The organism is Nitrococcus sp. (assembly GCF_059432795.1).
The window spans coordinates 1-19,306 of the sequence record NZ_JBXWZQ010000045.1 but is presented as its reverse complement, the minus strand read 5'-3'; the positions used below and the strand labels follow the sequence as shown (position 1 = coordinate 19,306).

Annotated in this window: 16 protein-coding genes; 7 read left to right on the top strand and 9 right to left on the bottom strand. The window is 63.4% G+C overall.

The features are described from left to right. Positions 1–28 precede the first annotated feature (28 nt). Both hpnH and AC52Q4_RS03805 read left to right on the top strand, forming a co-directional pair. Entirely contained in the window at positions 29–1,189 is a 1,161-nt protein-coding gene (gene hpnH / locus AC52Q4_RS03810) for an adenosyl-hopene transferase HpnH (protein ID WP_495535476.1), read from the top strand. A 20-nt stretch (positions 1,190–1,209) separates the two neighbouring features. Further along, positions 1,210–2,319 carry a glycosyltransferase gene (locus tag AC52Q4_RS03805; RefSeq protein WP_495535475.1) on the top strand — a complete coding sequence of 370 codons (1,110 nt, stop codon included), beginning with the start codon at positions 1,210–1,212 and terminating at the stop codon, positions 2,317–2,319. Positions 2,320–2,365: 46 nt separating this feature from the next. On the opposite strand, the gene AC52Q4_RS03800 is transcribed toward AC52Q4_RS03805, so the two are convergent. From AC52Q4_RS03800 to AC52Q4_RS03790, 3 genes are all read right to left on the bottom strand, one after another. Next, positions 2,366–2,878 (bottom strand): hypothetical protein, encoded by a 513-nt coding sequence (locus AC52Q4_RS03800; RefSeq protein ID WP_495535474.1) that lies wholly within the window; start codon positions 2,876–2,878, stop codon positions 2,366–2,368. 86 nt (positions 2,879–2,964) lie between these two features. Next, positions 2,965–5,241: a Tex family protein gene (locus tag AC52Q4_RS03795; protein ID WP_495535473.1), complete on the bottom strand. Its 2,277-nt coding sequence runs from the start codon at positions 5,239–5,241 to the stop codon at positions 2,965–2,967. Between the two features lie 162 nt (positions 5,242–5,403). Further along, entirely contained in the window at positions 5,404–6,504 is a 1,101-nt protein-coding gene (locus AC52Q4_RS03790) for an AI-2E family transporter (RefSeq protein WP_495535472.1), read from the bottom strand. A gap of 452 nt (positions 6,505–6,956) precedes the next feature. Between AC52Q4_RS03790 and AC52Q4_RS03785 the strand changes: the two genes are divergently transcribed. Then, positions 6,957–8,105, top strand: a complete 1,149-nt coding sequence (locus AC52Q4_RS03785; RefSeq protein WP_495535471.1) for a flagellar motor protein MotA — start codon at positions 6,957–6,959, stop codon at positions 8,103–8,105. A gap of 9 nt (positions 8,106–8,114) precedes the next feature. After that, positions 8,115–9,434, top strand: coding sequence for a peptidoglycan -binding protein (locus tag AC52Q4_RS03780; RefSeq protein ID WP_495535470.1), 1,320 nt, complete (start codon positions 8,115–8,117; stop codon positions 9,432–9,434). Positions 9,435–9,475: 41 nt separating this feature from the next. On the opposite strand, the gene AC52Q4_RS03775 is transcribed toward AC52Q4_RS03780, so the two are convergent. The 5 genes from AC52Q4_RS03775 to AC52Q4_RS03755 form a co-directional block, all read right to left on the bottom strand. Next, positions 9,476–9,997, bottom strand: a complete 522-nt coding sequence (locus AC52Q4_RS03775; RefSeq protein WP_495535469.1) for an alpha/beta fold hydrolase — start codon at positions 9,995–9,997, stop codon at positions 9,476–9,478. Further along, the gene (locus AC52Q4_RS03770) at positions 9,978–10,295 is read right to left on the bottom strand and encodes a DUF4389 domain-containing protein (protein ID WP_495535468.1); all 318 of its coding nucleotides are present in this window, start codon (positions 10,293–10,295) and stop codon (positions 9,978–9,980) included. The genes AC52Q4_RS03775 and AC52Q4_RS03770 overlap by 20 nt, the downstream gene beginning before the upstream one ends. A 166-nt stretch (positions 10,296–10,461) precedes the next feature. After that, positions 10,462–10,833, bottom strand: a complete 372-nt coding sequence (locus tag AC52Q4_RS03765; RefSeq protein WP_495535467.1) for a DUF2237 family protein — start codon at positions 10,831–10,833, stop codon at positions 10,462–10,464. Positions 10,834–10,930: 97 nt separating this feature from the next. Beyond that, complete coding sequence (locus AC52Q4_RS03760) at positions 10,931–13,225, bottom strand: thiamine pyrophosphate-dependent enzyme (RefSeq protein WP_495535466.1); 2,295 nt, start codon at positions 13,223–13,225, stop codon at positions 10,931–10,933. Positions 13,226–13,465: 240 nt separating this feature from the next. Next, positions 13,466–14,356: a hypothetical protein gene (locus tag AC52Q4_RS03755; RefSeq protein WP_495535465.1), complete on the bottom strand. Its 891-nt coding sequence runs from the start codon at positions 14,354–14,356 to the stop codon at positions 13,466–13,468. A 185-nt stretch (positions 14,357–14,541) separates the two neighbouring features. On the opposite strand from AC52Q4_RS03755, the gene AC52Q4_RS03750 reads away from it, so the two are divergent. Together AC52Q4_RS03750 and AC52Q4_RS03745 are read left to right on the top strand one after the other, a co-directional pair. Then, positions 14,542–15,789, top strand: a complete 1,248-nt coding sequence (locus AC52Q4_RS03750; RefSeq protein WP_495535464.1) for an ATP-binding protein — start codon at positions 14,542–14,544, stop codon at positions 15,787–15,789. Positions 15,790–15,803: 14 nt separating this feature from the next. After that, positions 15,804–16,346: a response regulator transcription factor gene (locus tag AC52Q4_RS03745; RefSeq protein WP_495535463.1), complete on the top strand. Its 543-nt coding sequence runs from the start codon at positions 15,804–15,806 to the stop codon at positions 16,344–16,346. On the opposite strand, the gene AC52Q4_RS03740 is transcribed toward AC52Q4_RS03745, so the two are convergent. Further along, entirely contained in the window at positions 16,336–16,602 is a 267-nt protein-coding gene (locus AC52Q4_RS03740) for a hypothetical protein (protein WP_495535462.1), read from the bottom strand. The genes AC52Q4_RS03745 and AC52Q4_RS03740 overlap by 11 nt on opposite strands. Here AC52Q4_RS03740 and AC52Q4_RS03735 point away from each other — a divergent pair. Beyond that, entirely contained in the window at positions 16,601–18,757 is a 2,157-nt protein-coding gene (locus AC52Q4_RS03735; RefSeq protein ID WP_495535461.1) for a TonB-dependent receptor, read from the top strand. The two genes, AC52Q4_RS03740 and AC52Q4_RS03735, sit on opposite strands and share 2 nt — an antisense overlap. Positions 18,758–19,306 lie beyond the last annotated feature (549 nt).

Here is a 19,306-nt window from a genome sequence, read left to right as displayed (position 1 = left end):
CTCCGGGGGCTAGGGAAGGAAGTTTGTTATGGGCATACCGCTGATCCAGAAGTATCGGATCGGTCGTTATATCCTCTCCAAGCGGCTCAGGGGCGAGCAGCGCTATCCGTTGGTGTTGATGCTAGAGCCGCTGTTTCAGTGCAATTTGGCCTGTGCCGGTTGCGGCAAGATCGATTATTCCAGTGAAATATTGCGCAAACGCATGAGCGTTGAACAGGCGCTCGGCGCGGTGGATGAATGCAATGCACCCGTGGTGTCCATTCCCGGGGGAGAACCGCTGATTCACAAGGATATGCCGCGTATTGTCGAGGGAATCATCGCGCGCAAGAAATTCGTCTATCTCTGCACCAATGCGGTTTTGCTGGCGAAGAAGCTGGATGACTACCAGCCCTCGCCCTATCTCACCTTTTCGGTGCATCTCGACGGCAACCGTGCGCGGCACGACGATTCCGTGTGTCAGAAGGGAGTATTCGACAAGGCGGTTGCGGCCATTCGCAAGGCACGAGAGCGTGGTTTTCGGGTCAGCATAAACTGTACGCTCTTCCAGGGAGAGGACCCGGCCGCGGTCGCGGACTTTTTCGATTTCGTCACCGATCTCGGTGTCGAGGGTATCACGATCTCCCCGGGCTACAGCTACGAACACGCTCCCCGCGATGATGTCTTTCTGGGTCGCACGCAGAGCAAGCAACTCTTCCGGGATATTTTCCGGCACGGCAGCAACCGAAAGGGGCGGTGGCCGTTGAGCCATTCCTCGCTGTTTCTTGATTTCCTCGCGGGCAATCAGACCTATGAATGCACGCCGTGGAGCAATCCCACGTACAACATTTTCGGCTGGCAGAGACCATGCTATTTGCTCGTTGATGAGGGTTACGCGCCTACGTTCAAGGACCTCATGGAGGAGACGCGGTGGGAGCGCTACGGTACCGGACGCAATCCAAAATGCGATAATTGCATGGCGCACTGCGGCTATGAGGGAAGCGCCGTCGCGGATACGGTGCTTCACCCATTGAAAGCACTCGGTGTCGCCCTGCGCGGCCCACGCACGACGGGCCCGATGGCGCCGGAGGTTCCGATCCGGTATAGGCGGGAGGATTTCGCGGACCGTCGGGGCGAGGAAATACGGATACCCGTCGAGCATATCACCCGGAGTGAACCTCGTGCGGCCGCGCCCCCGGGAGTGCATCGCTGAGCGAGCAATCAAGCGCCGAGGTGCTCTGGACGGTTCTTCCGGCGCTGGGGGGCGCCCTGGTTTGGTTGGTTGCCCTGACGGCGCCTTGGCGTCCGTGCAGCACGCGGGAGCGGTTGGAGGCCGGGCACCAAGGAGCCGATCTCGGCGACGTCACGGTCTTGATTCCCGCGCGCAACGAGGCGGCGGTTATCGCTCGTTGCCTGCATGCGCTCGATGCGCAGAGCAAGGAACTGCGCGTCGTGATTATCGACGATCAGTCCACGGATGGTACGGCGGCGGCCGTTCCTCGGCTTCCCAACCTGCGACTCGAGCTCATCGCGGGGCAAACGCTGCCGCCTGGCTGGGCCGGGAAGCTTTGGGCGCTGGAGCAGGGTCTGCAGCGGGTCGAAACACCGCTGACACTATTGCTCGACGCCGATATCGTGCTGGGTCCCGGCATGATCGCGACGCTGCGTAATCGTCTTCTCGCGCAGCGCCTGGACCTGGTCTCGGTGATGCCGTGGTTGAATATGCAGGGTTTCTGGGAACGATTGCTTGTTCCGGCCTTCGTGTTTTTTTTCAAGCTGCTCTACCCGTTTAGGCTTGCCAATTCCGATTCCCCGCGCTTCGCCGCCGCCGCCGGCGGCTGCATTCTCCTTCGCACGGACGTCCTGCGCGGCATCGGCGGTTTCGCCGCGTTGCGCGATTCACTCATCGATGACTGCACGCTGGCCCGGCGGTTCAAGACAGCGGGGCGGCGGATCTGGATCGGTCTGACCCGCAGTGCCTGGAGCCTGCGCAGCTATCGGCGCCTGAGCGAACTCTGGGAAATGGTTGCACGCTCGGCATTCACGCAACTGCGCTACTCGACTGCGCTTTTGCTCGGGTGTACCGCGCTCATGATCGTGAGTTTCTGGGGGCCGGTGCTCGGGTTGGCGCTGGGCGCGGGCATGGCTCGCGGCTTCGGGCTGAGCGGCCTGCTCGCGCTGGGCGCCTGCTATGTGCCGACGCTGCGCTACTATCGGTTGAGCCCCTGGTGGGCGCTGCTGTTGCCGATCATCGCCACGCTTTACCTTGCCATGACATGGTCCTCCGCACTGCGCTACTGGCGCGGGGTACGCTCGCGCTGGAAAGGGCGCACGTACGCCTGAGGCGCGAGCGTACCGAGCGATTGGCTTGCCGCCGACGCCTTCCGGTTCAGGCTGCAGCCGCTAGCGCCGCGGGTTGTAGGGCGTCAACCAGATCAAGGAAAAGGGCCTTCTCGGGGGCCGAGAAGCGCTCGTGCGCATCGTAGGGATAGCGATCTACGGCGGCAGCACCGATATCGAGGCAGTACTCGAGGATCATTCGCCGTCGCTTGTTGTTCACGCGCGGATCGGAGTGATCAAAGATCACCGGGATTGCCAATTGGCGAAGCTCCCGCAGCATGGCTGGGTTCGGCCGCTTGCTGAGGAAGCGCTCGACAAACGCATTGACCTGTCCGGCGGTGAGCACATCCAAGCCATACGCCTCGCGATCCAACTCGGCGAGTCGGCGCAAGGCGAACTCGTAGACCAAGCCGACTTCCGCTTGCTGATTGTAACCGTCGGCCCATACCATCTCGATAAGCGGAATCAGCTCTAGCAGGTAGACCTCGTGGCCGCGAATGCCGTATTGCGTCTCCAGCACCGCCAGCGCATCTTCGCGCGTGATGTCCAATACGCTTTGCATGATGCTCTCCCCCTGACAACCCCGGGTAGGCCCCGAGGCAGTATGGCAGTGGTTGGTCCCGCAGCGACCCCCCGGTTATCTGTTGTTCATGGTCGTTGATGCTTTCTGAAAGCGGCGGCCATCGCCGTTGTCGGGCCTGTTTGGTCAGCGCCGCCTTGTCGGCGGCCGCGTCCCGTTCGCGGCTCGTCGCCCGATAGGCGCATCGACAAAGCAATGCGCCGGCGCAGGAGATCGACATCAACGACTCGAACCTTCACGACATCGCCGGATCTGACCACCGACCGGGGATCGCTGACGTACTGCTCGGCCATGGCCGAGATATGTACCAGTCCGTCTTGATGCACGCCGATGTCCACGAAGGCGCCGAAATTCGTGACATTCGTCACGACACCTTCGAGCGTCATGCCGGGGCGAAGATCGTCGAGTGTCTCCACCCCCTCCCGAAAGCGCGCGGAGCGAAACTCCGGGCGTGGATCCCGGCCCGGTTTTTCCAGCTCCCACAGAATATCGGTTACGGTGGGCAGCCCAAAGCGCTGGTCGGTGAACTCGCTCGGCGCCACGCTGCCCAGTAGCGCGCTGGCGCCGATCAATGCGGGAATCGCACGCCCAAGGCTCGCCGCAATGCGCTCGACTACGGGATAGGCTTCCGGATGCACAGCGGAGGCATCGAGCGGCTGCTCTCCATCGCGAATTCGCAGGAAGCCGGCCGCTTGCTCGAAAGTCTTGGCGCCGAAGCGCGGTATGCTTTTTAGCTCATCACGGCGGCGAAAGCCGTTGTGTTCGTCCCGATAAGCGATTACCCGTTCAGCGAGTGCTGGCGAGAGCCCAGAGACGTGGGTCAAAAGGGCGGCCGAGGCGGTGTTCAAATCCACGCCCACCGCGTTGACGCAATCTTCGACCACGCCCTGCAGGGCGCTCGTGAGTTCCGCCTGGCCGACATCGTGTTGGTACTGACCGACGCCGATGGAGCGCGGCTCGATCTTTACCAGTTCCGCTAGCGGATCCTGCACGCGGCGGGCGATCGAGACCGCGCCGCGCAGGGAAACATCCAGCTCCGGCAACTCGTCGGCGGCGCGCTGAGAGGCGGAGTACACCGAGGCCCCGGCTTCGGAGACCAGAACATCGGTGAAATTGAGCTTCGGCTGCGCACGGCGCAAGTCATCGACCAGTCTTTTCGTCTCGCGCGAGGCCGTGCCGTTGCCGATGGCGATCAGCGTGACCTGGTGCGCGCGTGTCAGAGCGCCCAGAGTGGCGATCGCCTCCTCCCATTGACGCTTCGGCGCGTGTGGGTAAATCGTGGTGGTCGTGAGCAGCTTGCCGGTCGGGTTCACGACGGCGATTTTGCAGCCCGTGCGCAGTCCGGGATCGATTCCCAGCACCACGTGCGCTCCGGCCGGCGCGGCGAGGAGAAGATCACGTAGATTGCAGCCGAAGACGCGGATGGCCTCCGCATCCGCCGCCGCCTTGAGGCGGGCGAACAGATCCGTCTCAAGCCGGGTGAGTAGCTTAATTCGCCAGGTAAAGCGGATCACTTCGGCGAGCCAGCGATCGCCGGTGCGGGAGGAGGTCCCCACCCCGAGATGGCTGCTGATGATGCGCTCCGCGGCGCACGGGTTGGGCGCTGGCTCATCGAGCTCGTCCGGCAGCGCCAGACGCAATCGCAGGACCCGCTCCCTGCGGCCGCGAAACAGGGCCAATGCGCGGTGGGATGGAATTTTGCGTATGGCCTCGGAATAATTCGCGTAGTCGGAGTATTTGCCCTCGGTCTGCGCCGCCTGCTTGATGCCCTCGGCCAGAAGCAGGCCGTGGCACCACGCCTGCTCGCGCAATCGGTCCAGAAGTGTTGCGTCCTCGGCGAAGCGCTCGGCGAGGATATACTTCGCACCTTCCAAAGCGCTCGCCGGATCCGGGATGCCCCGTGACGGGTCAAGGTAACGTGCTGCCAGCTCTTGCGGGTCCTGCGATGGGTCGGAGAGCAGAGCCTGCGCGAGCGGTGCCAAGCCCGCCTCCCGGGCGATCTCGCCCTTGGTGCGGCGCTTTTTCTTGAAGGGCAGGTACAGATCCTCCAGCCGGGTCTTGGTGTCGGCGTCCCGGATGGCTCGAGCGAGCTCTGCCGTGAGCTTGCCCTGCGTGTCGATGGCCTTGAGGATCCCCTCGCGACGCTCTTCCATGCTGCGGTGATAACCGAGCCGCTTTTCCAGCTCGCGCAGCACATTGTCATCGAGCCCCCCCGTTGCCTCTTTGCGGTAACGGGCGATGAAGGGCACGGTAGCGCCGTCATCGAACAGCCCGATCGCCGCCGCCACCTGCCCGGGGCTTACTCGCAGCTCATCGGCGATGCGTTGTGCGATGCTTTGCGCCATGCGTTCATCCGTCCGAATCTGCCACCACTTATCATTACCATAAGCACAGCGGCGGCAGAACCCTAGCCTGCTCTATCCGCAACGCGCATCGGAGTCATTCGACGCGCAAACGTAGGCCAGCCGGCGTGCGCTCACCCCAGACGTCCACATGAGGAGAGGAAATCACGGCCGTGCGTCCTCTTCCCCCTCGCCGTTGCGCGGCTCGCCGTAGAGCGTGCTGCTCAGATAGCGATCATGGGCATGGCGCAGCAATACCATGATGATCGCCGCGATGGGCAGCGCCAACAACACCCCGGTGAAGCCGAATAACTGTCCGCCGGCGAGCACCGCGAAGATGACCGCCACGGGATGTAGCCCGATCCGATCCCCGACCAGTAACGGCGTCAATAGCAGGCTCTCTAGGAGCTGGCCGGCCAGAAACACGGCACATACCATACCGAGCGGTATCAGCCAATCACTGAACTGAAACACTGTGGCCAACGCCGCGGAACCGATGCCGACGATGAAACCAAGGTAGGGCACGATACTGGCGATTCCGGAGAGCAGCCCGATGAGCAGTGCCAGATCGAGCCCGATCAGCCATAAGCCGACGGCGTAGACCACCCCCAATGAAAGCATCACCAGAAACTGACCGCGCAGGAAAGCCGCGACGACCTCATTGCATTCGCTCGTCAACTCGCTGATCTTGGGCTCCATGCGCCGGGGCAGGAGATCGCGGATGCGCTCGACCAGCACGTCCCAGTCGCGCAGCAAATAAAAGGCGACCACGGGAATCAGAGCCAGATTGGCCAGCAGTCCGGCAAGCGCCAGGCCGGAGCGTGTTGCCCGGGCGAGGACGCTTGCCGCAAAGCTGCCGGTGGACTGCCAGTGCTGGGCGATCGCGGCGCGCAGCGTATCCAAATCCAGGGAGTCGACATCGAAGCCGACGTGCGCGCGCAACCAGGGGGCGCCGACCTGATGCGCCCACTCGATGATTTGAGGCAGCATGGAGCGCAGGGAGTCGATCTGGCCGCCGAGCATCGGCAGGAGCAGCAAGAGCGCGCCAACGCCGGTCAGACTCAGCCCGGTGAACACAGCGATCACCGCCAGCGTGCGTCTCAACCCCAATTCCTCCAGCCGGTCGGCCAGGGGGTCAGCGAGATAGGCGAGCAAAGCGCCCACCAGGAAGGGCATCAATATGGGCCGCAGCAGGTAAACCAATACGCCGCCCACGGTGAGCGCGAGCAACAGCGGCCACGCCTGAGCGTCGGGGAGTCGCGTCATGATCTCCGTACGCGCGCTTGGATTCGGGTCGCGGTTGCTAGGCATCGCCAATCCACTTGCGGCAATCAAGCATCTCGGTTCCAATCCGAGCCGCTTCGCTCGCCCGTAGCTGGGCATATCGGGGGTGGCGGCGCTGCGAAGCGGCGCCCTTCGTGAGGCTTTTCCGGCTGAGCTCAGGGACGGTCACGGCGGCGAGGAGAATCGTTATCGCTGCAGGAATGATGCATCGGGAAACACTCTCCCATGGATCGCTTGTCAAGCATTTACATTCAGGCGCGGCTTGGAGAGATCATTTTTTGTTAGTCTGAATTATATGGGGACAAAACGATAGCAGACGGGCACTGCGGGACCCACATCCAAGGGGCCATATCAAGACGCCGTGCGTGCCAGAATTTCAGCTCGAATCGGGCTGAGCGACCGGGTCGGCACCTAGCCATCTCAGGAGATCCTCTGTGCGTAATCCGTATCGCGTCCTGATCTGGATGAGCTTGTTCTTGCTCGCAGTGGCCATCGTCTGCGCCATTCTGGCGGCACCGCTGCGCAGTGCCTTTTTGGCGAATCCGGTGTTCAACGGCATGATCCTCGCCGTATTGATCATTGGGCTTGTCATCAACTACCGCCAGGTGATGGTCCTCGCCCCCGAAGTGCGATGGATCGAGCGTTTTCGCAGCGCCGAAGGCGAGGTGGACTTGCCACGCAGCCAGCTGCTCGGCTCGATGGCACGCATGCTCACCGGCCGCTACGGGGATCGTTTCAGCCTTTCGGCTTTGTCGTTGCGTGCATTACTGGATGGGATCCGTTCGCGGCTGGACGAGGCCCGCGACCTGTCGCGTTACATCGTCGGGCTGTTGGTCTTTCTCGGCCTGCTGGGGACGTTCTGGGGGCTGCTGGAGACGCTGCGCGCGGTGGCGAATGTCATCAGTGGGCTCGACCTGCAAGGGCAGGGCACCGCGGTGATGTTCGGCGAGCTCAAGCGCGGCTTGCAGCAGCCGCTCTCCGGCATGGGCACCGCCTTCAGCTCATCGCTGTTCGGTTTGGCCGGAGCATTGGTGCTGGGGTTTATCGATCTCCAGGCGGGGCATGCGCAAAATCGCTTCTACAACGATCTCGAGGAATGGCTCTCGGGCCAGACCCGTTTATCCGCGGCGGGGTTGCCCGGAGAAGGCGAGGGCAACGTGCCGGCGTATATCCAAGCCTTGCTGGAGCAGACGGCCGATGGGTTGGATAAGCTGCAGCGCGTCATGACTCGCGGCGAGAACGAGCGGCGCGCCGCGGACGAGAAGCTGTTGGATCTCACCGAGCAGATTGCGAACCTCTGCGAACAGGCGCGTGGCGAGCAAAAGAGCCGCGCGGCCTTGACACGGATGCAGGCCGAGCTGCAGGGCACACTGGATCGCCTTGCCGACGGGCTCGCCGGCAACGAAGCCCATGCCCAGGCGGCCGGTGAGTCCCTGCGCCAGATCGCGCACGGCATTGGTCACTTGCGCCAGGAGCTGAGCGGCACTCGTGATCGCCTGAGCAGCGAGCTGCGCGAGGAGGTGCGCTTGCTGGTCCGTACGGTCTCCCACCTCGGTGGCGAGCGGCGCCACCCGGGCGCGTAGCGCAGAGCCGTGTTCGAAGCCCGTCGCCGCGGCCGCTACAGCCTCAACATCTGGCCGGGTTTCGTCGATTCCCTGGCCACGATACTGCTGGTGTTCGTCTTCGTGCTGCTGCTATTCGTGGTCGGCCAATCCTACTTGAGCCGGGTGTTGACCGGGCAGAGTCAGGCCTTGGACGAGCTGCACGGGCAGCTGGATAAGCTCGCCAAGACACTCTCGCTGGAGCGTGGGGACAAGGCGCGGCTCGAGGCGAGACTCTCGCGCACCTACCAGCAGTTGCATGCCACGCTCGCGCAACGCGATGAGCTGCAGAACGCGCTGCGCTCGACGGGCGACGAGCTGCGCCAGCTCAAAGTCGATCTCGGCCATGCCACTGAGCGCTTCCGGGTCTCCGAGCAACAGCGCGAGCAGCGGCTCAGGGAAATCGCCTCGCTGCAGGCGGACATTGCGACGTTGCGCAGCATGCGCCAGAGGCTCGAAGCCAAAGTCGGCGCGATGGCATCGCAGCTGGAGCAGTCTCAAGCCCGTCTCGGTGAGGCCCGGGACCGTTCCCGGCGCCTGGAGGCGGCGCTTGCCGGAGCGCAAGAGCGCACCGTGCTCTCCCAGAAGAGACTGCAGCGGCGGGACGTCCGCATCGAGGAGCTGGTGGCTCAGGTCGAAGAGCGGCAAAAGGCGCTCGCCCAACAACGCGCGCTGAGCGCCGAGGCGCAAGCCAAGGTCAGCGCGTTGCGTCAACAGATGCAGGCGTTGCAGGAGCAGGTCGTTGCGTTGAGCGCCTCGCTGCAGCGCTCCGAGCAAACGGTGGGCGCGCAGACGGCCCAGATCGAGCGCCTCGGCGAACAACTCAATGTGGCGCTGGCTAGGAAAGTCGAGGAACTCTCCTTTTATCGCTCGGAATTCTTCGGCCGCTTGCGTCGGGCACTGGGTGATTTGCCGCAGATCCGGGTCGTCGGCGACCGCTTCATGTTTCAATCCGAGCTGTTCTTTCCCAGCGGCTCGGCGCAAATCGGGTCACAGGGCAAGGCCAAACTCGATCGCCTTGCGACCGTGCTCGAGGAGGTCTCGCGGCGAATTCCCAACGACATCGATTGGGTGCTGCAGGTAGATGGCCACACCGATCGGCGCCCGATCCGCACGGCACGTTTTCCTTCCAACTGGGAGCTGTCCACCGCCCGTGCGTTATCCATCGTCCATTTCCTGATCGCCCAAGGCGTGCCGCCGAATCGGCTGGCGGCGGCGGGTTACGGGCGGTACGATCCAATCGATCGGAGCGCCTCACCGGAAGCGCTCGCGCGTAACCGCCGCATCGAGCTGCGGCTGACGAGTCGCTGATCGAGCTCAGCGAACTCGCTAGGCGGCGTAGGCATTGCCGGTCACAATCGCAGTTCGTCGAGAAAAGCTTCGAACAGCCGCTCGATCAGCGGCAGCTGCGCATTGAGGGTATGCTCGCCGTCGAGCACGTGCAGACGGGCGTGGTGCTGGCGGGCGAAGCGCCAGCTATGCTCGACGGATATGACCGCATCGCTCCAACCGTGCACCACTTCCACCAGGCCGGCCCGAGGTGACGGATCCGCAGGCCGGCCGGGCATCCCCAGCGCGGGTGCAATCAGGAAAAGCCCCCTCGGGTGGAGCGTGCCACTCGCCGCGGTCACCACGTAACCGCCCATGCTCGAGCCGACCAGCACCAGCGCCTCGCCCGTCGGGGGATCCAGCGACAAGAGATGACGCACACGCGCATCGGCGTCGTTGCTGAAGCGGAAATCCGGCGTTTCGACGTTCAACCCGCGGCGGCGGGCGCGTCGTGCCAATGCCGTGATCTTGTGTCCCCAAGGCCCGCTGTCTCTGCCGTGCGCGAAGTAGACGCTCGTGGGTGGATCAATATTGCTTTTGCCCATGCTCGGTGCTCAGCGCGATCAGCTCGGCGCTAGGCCAGGCATCAAATGGCCACGGGCGCTCGTCGCGATTGAAGGTGATATAAAGCATTATCTGGTAGAGGTAGGTGCTGAGCTGCCGGGCGAACGCCAGCAATTGCGGATTGCGAGTGCCGCTGACGAGGGTCGAGACGAACTGGAAGACGACGATTGCCGTCAGCACCATCCCGGCCGTGCTGTAGATGATCGAGAACAAAACGATGAACAGGCCCCGCAGCCAGGTGTCACGGCGAGTGAGATGCGCTTTCAGCGTGGAATCCATAGGAGAAATGCCTCGTGTCGACTGGGTCAGGCCCGCATGATAACCGCCACCGTCGTTGCATAGTAGGGACCCGCGCGGCGCGTCCCTGGCACGCGCTTACCAGCAGTTGCGGGATAGGTCGGCCCGGGCGAGCGAGGCATGAAACGCGCGGCGTTCGGCATCCGGATCAACACAGATCCAGGGCAAAACGCTTGAGATCCTCCAGTGCCACCACCTCAAGGGCGGCTTCATGAGTGGCCGCGAGCACCACGCGGGGCGCGCAGCCCGCCTCGAGCGCCTCCTGCCAACGCGCGGCGCATAAACACCAGCGATCGTTGGGCCGCAGCCCGGGGAAGCCGGCCTCGGGCAGGGGGGTGGTGAGGTCGTTACCGCGGGCCCGCGAGAAGGCGAGGAAGTCCTCCGTTACCTGCGTGCAAACGGCATGCACGCCGAGATCCTCAGGTCCTACCCGACAATGGCCGTCGCGATAAAACCCGGTCATGGGATCGTGGCAGCAGGGCTCGAGGTCGCTGCCCAGGACGTTGCGATGTTGTGCCATGGTATTTCCCTCTCCTCTTCGATTTAGCCGAGGTCGGTGCTCAGTGTAGCGGTGGTGCGGGCGAATTCGAAGCCGGTTGCGTGCTGCGGCGCGCGGCTCACCGATCTTTTGCCGCAGCGAGCATGGATCGGGCAGCCGCGATGATCTGCGCCTCACTGGGCAGCACGTGCTGCGCTGCCGCTCCCAAGGGGATATAGCTGTCCTCGCCGACAACGCGGCGGATGTTTATGCCGGGGCCGCAGGTCTCGACTATGGCGGTCACGATTTCTTCAGAGATTGCACCGGTACGCCGCCCCTCATCGACCACCAGAACCTGGCCGATCGAGCGAGCGTGGCGAGCGAGGAGCGCTCGGTTGAGCGGCTTGAGCCAGCGCAAATCGACAACGCGCGCCCGCCCGGCGCCTTCGCGGCGCAGCCGTCTTGCCGCTCGCAGCGAGAGCCACACCCCATTGCCATAGCTGACGATGAGCAGATCGCGGGCGCCGGGATGATAGATGCGCGCGGCGCCTAGGGGAACGGCGCTGTCGGGCGCGGGATAGCGGAAGAGCCATCGGCCGTCTTTCGGCCGGTGGAGGTCCTTGGTCATATACAGCGCGATCGGCTCCAGAAACGCGACCACGCGGCCGTTTACCAGGTTCAGCGCCGCGCAGGTACGCAGCATCCGCACCGCGTCGTCGCCCCGCGCGGGACAGGCGATTATTAGGCCCGGAATATCGCGCAACGCGGCGATGGAATTATCGTTGTGAAAATGCCCGCCAAAGCCTTTCTGATAGGCGAACGCCGCAATGCGCATCAACAGGGGATTGGCGTGCTGTCCGTTGGAGAAAAACTGCAGGGAGGCCGCCTCGCCACGGATTTGATCGCAGGCACTGTGGAAATAGGCGAGGTACTGGATTTCCGGGATCGGCAGCAGCCCCAGATAGGCCGCCCCCTGTGCCAGTCCGAGTATGCTGGTCTCGTCGATCAGCGTGTTGAAGACGCGATGGCCTTTGAACGTCTCGTGCAGCCCCGTGGTGATCGTATAGACTCCGCCCTTTTGCGCGACGTCCTCGCCGAAGACGATTGCCTGCGGGTATTTCGCCAGCAAATCGTGCAGCCCGCGGTTGATCTGAATCGCAAGGTGGCGCGGCGGGCCGCGTTCCGGCAACCGGTTCGGGCCGCCGAAAACCCGCCGGCGCTCGAGATCATAATCGGCGCGGCCGGCCTCGGCGTTGACGGCCGCGGCGTCATAGGGTGCGAGCGGGCGCATGATTTCCGCGCAACTTTCGAGCTTGCGGGCTTTTGCCGCCCGGTATGTGGCCTCGCGTACCCGCCGACGGGCCGCCTCGTAGCGTTTCAGGATCTGCGCGGGACTCAGCAAGCCCTGACGCAGCGCCATTCGCGCGCTGTACAGCAACGGGTCCTCGGCTTCGCTGGCCTCGATCTGCGCGAGACTGCGATAGTCGCTCTCCACGTCCGAACCCGCGTGCCCAAGTAGGCGCTGCATATGAAGGTGCAGGAAGGCGGGTTTGCCGGTGCGGCGCACATACGCCACGGCGGCCTCCGCGACGGCGTAGGTTGCGGCGATATCCAGCCCGTTTGCGGCAAAGTAACGGATCCCCGGACGGCTGCGCAGGCTCGCTTCGACCCAGCCGGCCGGCGTGCGCAGCGAGATACCCCATCCGTTGTCCTCGCAAACCAGCAGAATCGGGCAGGACAGGCTTTGGTGGCTCGTCCAGGCGGCGGTGTTGCATGCGGCCTGCGAGGCGGCATGATCCACGGACGCATCGCCGAAGCTGCAGAGGATGATCGAATCTGCGGGAATGGGCAGTGCGGTCCCGCCGCGCCGCGCTATGGCCATGGCAATGGCCATGCCCACGGCCTTGGGCAGATGGGATCCGATGGTCGACGTTTGCGGCAATACCCACAGCCGTTTCGAGCCCCATACCTTGTGGCGCCCGCCAGAGATGGCCTCCTCGGCGCTCGCCGCCAGCGACAATGCCGTATCGTAGACCGGGTCGATGTGGGGGAGCTTGCGCGAGCGCTCCATCATAAAAGCGCCGGAGCGGTAGTGCAGGAAAGCCGGATCGGTATGGCGCGTGAGGCGTCCGAGCGCGGCATTGCCTTCATGGCCCGCGCTGCCGATGGTATAGAAGCCCTCATTGCGGGCGCGCATGGCGCGTGCCGCGAAGTCAAGGTGCCGCGAGAGCATCTGTGACTCGAATATCTCGATAAAGGCACGCGCGCTGAGCCTCGAGCCCTCAACGAGCGGTGCGTTCACCTCGGCGCGCGGTTGCCACGGCTTGTCCCACGTGTCCAACAACGCGAGAAAATTCCGATCCACAATTGCCGCGCGGTTTACGGTACGTACCGTATGCTTGGTTTGGGCCGGGCGGGAGTCTTCACTCATCATGGCCTTACCTTGTACCGGTCGGCGCGGTGGCCTCACTTTTGTAGCAAGAACTCTACTGAGCCGCACACTGAAGCAATAAGAGCGCGCTCGCCGGAAACCGCGCGGTGACCGCGGCGGTGTGCAGGCCCATATTGCGAATATGGCACAGATCCCCAGGCGTGGTGCCCGGCGATCCAATGCCGGCCTGCGGGATCGGAGTATCGCACCGGGCCACGTCAGTGGCCGCGGCGCTGATCGGTATCAGTCGAAGACGGGTTTGCCCAGCGTATTGGGCAGTAAATCTTCCATGTAGAGGTGCAACTGAAGCAGCATGCCCACGTCCGTTCCGGTACGGTCGTTGACCGGAATAGCGGCTTCGACGCTTATTTGTCCGATGTTATTGAATAATATGACGCCGGGGTTGACCGTGCCGGTGAGGCCGTCACACGCGCTGTCAAGGCAAAACTGCAAGGGCGCCTCGACCACCGGCATGGCGTGATTCAGCCAGGCCGGCAGGTGCAGGTCGCGAACGAAGGATGACAAGTACGAGAGATTGTAATGCAGGGCGAAACCGCTCGTAAGCGTCTCGGGTGCGCGCCCGCGTGTGGGGAAGTTGTAGGCGATGGCCGCATTGAATGCCAGCGGCCGCAGATATTTGGCACCTTGCGGTAAATTGCCGAAACCCTGGCCGAGAAAAAACCCCGGCGAAATGACCGAGAACGATTCTCGGCCCACCGCCTGGCTGCCGGTTCCGCCGAGCTTTGCGTTCAGGCCAATGGCAACCACCGATTCGCGCTCGGCACTGACGGGACCCATGAATTGGATGCCGAGCGTTGTATTCTCGAAGCCGTCCTTCTGCGCGCCCTGAGGGGGATCGAGTCGGGAATAGCCGCCCGCCAGCGACAGCGCGAGCCGTTTGGTAATGCGTTTGGTATAGGTCAGAGCGGCTTGGCTGGTGTCGACGTTGGCATCGTCCGTATTGACGTCGGGGCGATGACTGAGCAGTAAATCCAGCTCGTCGATGAAAAAGGGATCGACTACGGCCAACGTGGCAGGGAAAAATCGTTTGCCGGCAAATCCTTGGGCGTAGACGCTCAGCGGCAGGATGCTGAGAAGCACCCCTAATGCCGCGCGCAAAGCAAGCCATCGCATTTTTTTTCTTCTCTCCCCGTTTGGATGATTCGACCGCTGGCGGGCACGTAGCCGGCTCAACGATGCCTCCCTGAACTGCGGCGTCAAGGCAGGTCGGCGGAAACGCGGGCGCTCATGTTAAATTATCGGGCTCAGGCACGCGCTCGAGCGAGACTATCCCATCCATCTCAGAGCAAACGACCCGTATGCACGAAGCGTCCACGGTAATCAACCTGCGTCGCCTGCTGGTCTTGCGCAACGTCGCGATTGCCGGACAGACCCTGGCCGTGCTGGTGGCCGCCTTCGCGCTGAACATGGACGTGCCTCTCGGCGCCGTGAGCCTCGTCATCGCCGGACTCGCGCTGCTCAACGCGGTGGCTTGGTGGCGGCTCAAGCGTCAGCTGCCGGGCAGCCAGGAGTTCATCGCCCATCTGTTGGCCGACGTGCTGGGGCTGACCGCGCTGCTCTATTTTACCGGCGGGGCCACCAATCCGTTCGTTTGGCTGTTGCTGCTCTCCTTGACGATTGCCGCCACCGTGCTCTCGCGGCGCCAGACCTGGATCATCGCCGCCGTGACCATCGCCTGCTATTCCGGGCTCATGGTGTTGTATCGGCCTTTGCCGGGTGCCAGCGGCGCCAGCGGTCACTTTCAGATGCATGTGCTCGGCATGTGGCTGGGGTTCATGCTCAGTGCCGCCTTGATCGCCTATTTCGTCGCCGGAATGGGACAGACGCTGCGGGAGCAGGAGCGCGCCCTTGCCAGGGCACGCGAACGTGCGCTGCGCGACGAGCGCCTGCTCAGCCTGGCTACGCTGGCCGCTGGCGCCGCCCATGAGCTGGGAACGCCGCTGGGCACTATGGCCGTTCTCGTAAAGGAGATGCAAGCATCAGATCTGTCGGCGGACGACGAGGAGAACCTGGGCATCTTGGAAGCACAAATCAAGCGTTGCCGTCAGGCGTTGACGTCCATCTCTGCCTCCGCGGGTGACGTTCGGGCCGAGTCCGGTTATCCAATCCCCCTGGATCGCTACCTCGAGGATCTGTTGGGCGAATGGCAGGTGCTGCGCCCGGGTGTGCGTCTGGAGTACCAAAGGCCCAATCCGCCGGCTGGGCTGCGCATCGTGGCCGATCGCACGCTTTCCCAGGCGCTTGTCAACCTGCTGCATAACGCCGCCGATGCCTCACCTGAGCACGTCACGGTAACGGCCCTCGTGGACGAGAACACGCTGGCTCTGACGGTGGCGGACCGGGGTGGCGGCGTCCATCCCAAGGTGGCTTCCGTGCTGGGCCGCGTTTTGGTCACCACCAAGGAGGCCGGCAACGGTCTGGGCCTCTATTTGACCCAAGGCGTTATCGATCGGTTGGGAGGCGCCCTTAGTTTGACCCCGCGCGCAGGCGGCGGGACCGTGGCGCGGGTGTCGCTGCCGCTGGAGCGGTTGCGCGCGGCGGCTTGAATGGGCGGATTGCGATGATGGCAGTGGTTCCTGAGACGTTTTTGGTGGTGGACGACGATCCGGTGTTCGGCCGGGTTTTGGCGCGAGCACTTGCCCGGCGCGGTTTCCAGGTCGATGTGGCGCAAACGGCGGCCGCCGCCCTCGAAGCGGCGAAAGGTCGGTTGCCGGCCTACGCGGTGGTGGACCTCAGGCTCGGCGAGGACTCGGGGCTGCAGTTGGTGGAACGGTTGCTGACCGTGCACAAAAGGATGCGGATCGTGGTGCTTACCGGCTACGCGAGCATAGCCACGGCGGTGGAGGCGATCAAGCTCGGCGCCGTGCATTATCTTGCCAAGCCTGCCGATGCCGATGAGATTGTCGCCGCCTTGGGCCGCCAGCATGCGGACAGCGAGGTGACGCCGCCGGCGAACCCACCGTCAATCAGGCGCCTGGAGTGGGAGCACCTGCAGCGGGTGCTTCAGGCTCACGGAGGCAATGTGTCCGCCACTGCGCGGGCCCTACGCATGCACCGGCGCACGTTGCAGCGCAAGCTCGGTAAACGCCCGGTCAAGGAGTAGCCGGTAAACGCAGTTGCCGCCGGTCTCGGTCGCAGGCAAGGGGCGCGGCGAGCTCAGCAATGGCTTCGGCAAGCTCGCGACCTAGCGTTTCCCCGAGCGCGGCGCCGAGTTCGCTTGCCGCGATGGGCACCGCGGGGCCGGAGTCCCAACCGATGGTGTCCGCCTGCGACAATTTGTCGCCTGCATATCGTCCTCCTTCCGCTTTAGGCTTGCCGAACGCAGCCGGTTCCGTTTGCGTCGTCGGTGGGTTTCGCATGATCAGGCAAGTGCTCGTATCAATTGGTGTCGCGGCCGTGTGTGTCAACCGGCCGCTTCTCGCCGAGGACCAGCAGGTGATATTGCCGGCGCTCGAGGTGGTGGGGGAGGCGCTCGAGCGCTCGGCGATCGACCCGCAGCGCAAGCCTTTCGCCACGCCCGATACGGCCGACCTTCTGAGGCGAGTCCCCGGTGCGCATGTCAACGTCAATGGGCCGATTACCGGAATGGCGCAGTATCGGGGGATGTTCGGGCAACGCCTCAATGTGCGGCTCAATGGCACACCGGTCGAGCCCGGCGGTCCGAACTGGATGGATCCACCCTTACAATACATGCCACGCAGTCTGGTGAAATCGATAAAGGTGATCCGTGGCATTGCGCCCGTGGGCACGGGGTCGGGAATCGGGGGCGTTGTCGAGGCGAGGGCGAAGTCCAGCGAATTCACTGATAAGGACGAGTTCGAGTTCCACAGCGACGTGGAAGCGGCCGGCCATTCCGTCGATAGCGGCTACAACCTGGGCGGTATCGTCTCCCTCGCCAATAAGCAGCATCGAGTGCATTTCCTCGGCAGCCGGGACGATGGCGACGATACCCGTTTTGGCGATGGCACCATAAAGAGTACCGAGTACGAGCGGAACACCTATGGGGCCGGCTACGGGTTCAAAGCCGGCGATCATGAATTCGGGCTCGATTATCAGCGTCTCGATGTCCGTGATACCGGCACGCCGAGTCTGCCCATGGACGTCGGCTTCACCGAGGCTGACCGCGTCAACGGGCGCTACGCCACCGTCTGGAACAGTATCCAATTAAAAACCAAACTCTATTATTCCAACGTCGATCACCGAATGAACAATTTCGATCTGCGGCGCACGCCTGACTTCTGCCAGCTCGCCGCGGCGTTTTGCGCGGGTGACGATAGGCGCTTGGTCGACGCCGAAAGCGAGGCCTTGGGCTATCGTTTCACGGCGAATCTGGGCTTGTGGGGGGGCGATCTGACGCTCGGGGCGGACGGTGAGCTTGCCGGTCATGACGCGACCGTTCGCGATCCCGATGCCGCGGCGTTTTTCGTGACCAATTTCAACGATGCCCAGACCAACACCTTCGGGTTTTTCAGTCAGTGGCGCAAAGCGGTTTCCCAGAACTGGGATCTGCGGCTTGGCGTGCGCTACCATCGCGTGGAGATGAACGCGGATCGGGTTGACGCATTTCCGGCGCAGCTCGCCGATCAGGGGCTGGGAGGCATGCCGGCCCGGATGGTGCGGATGCTCAGGGATCGATTCAACGGCGCGAACCGCAGCCAGACGAACAACAACGTCGACTGGACCGCCGAGCTCGGTTATCAGATGAACCCCGCTTTTCGCTGGACCTTGGCGGTGGCCCGCAAAGTCCGCTCTCCTTATTACATCGAACGTTACCTTTGGATCCCCCTGGAAGTTAATGCCGGTCTGGGGGATGCGAATAACTATGTGGGAAACGTGGATCTCGACCCGGAGGTCTCCCGGCAAGTGGAGTTCGGTTTCGACTGGCAGACCGAGACCGCCTATATTTCTCCTCGCGTGTATTACCGCAGGGTGAACGACTACATTCAGGGGACGCCGGTGAACGATCCCGTGGTGGCCGCCGTGAGCGCCAACGCCGCTGGAGACCCGACCCCGCTGCAATTCAACAATGTCGACGCCGAGATCTACGGTTTCGATGCCGATTTCGGGTATCGCCTGCTTCCCCACTGGCGCATCGACGGCGTGGCGAGTTTCGTACGCGGCAAACGGCGGGATATCAACGATAATTTGTTCCGCATGGCGCCGCCCACCCTGCGCTTGGCCCTTACCCATGAGCGAGGCCAATGGTTCACGACCGTGGAGGGCGTTTTCGTTTATCGTCAGGAGAATATTTCCCAGACGAACACGCGCGATCCGCAAAACCCGAATAACAGCAACGAAGAAGTGCCCGGCTACATTCTGGCCAATCTCTATGGTCAATACCGCTTCCCCGGGCACGGGGCGTCATTCACTGTGGGGATCAATAATGTGTTCGATACGAATTACATTAACCCGTTGGGTGGGTTCAATCGGGTGCTGAATAGCGACGTGCCGCGCGGGCAGCGCCTGCCCGGCCCCGGCCGCAACGTTTTTGCGTCCCTGCGCTACGAATTCTAGTCCTGCGTACGCTGCGACTCGGCCGGCGCTTTTGCCTGCGCCGCCTTGGGCAACCGGAAAGGGCCATGACGCATCCTGAGCGCCAGGATGCGGGCACACGCCCGCGCGCAGGCGGTACGGGTCAATCGACGGGGAGCCATTCCACCGTTTCCTCTGCGATGATCTCGCCATTCCAGCCGACCACGGGCATTCTCCCGGGACGGCGAATCGCGGCGATCGCGGATGTGCCACTCATCGAATGCCAAGCCGGCGCCAGCCTCACGCAGGCGCTGTTCGAACTGCCACCCGTGTGGTGCGATGCGGAATGCTCGCCGAGCCCGTCAGAGCACAGAGACGCTGGAATGAGCGCCGATCCAGGAGCTGGAACTCCAGCGCCTCGTTGGCCAGATTCTAAAGATGCTTGAGCGAGAGGATGCGCACCCTCACCTCCGTGGAATACGGCGGCCGTCCGCGCGCTCACGACTGCGCCGTGGAGCGAGGGCATCGACCTCCTCGCAATGCCAGCTAAGTCGATATGGCGCTCAAGTACAGCCAGCGGAATCGCCGAGC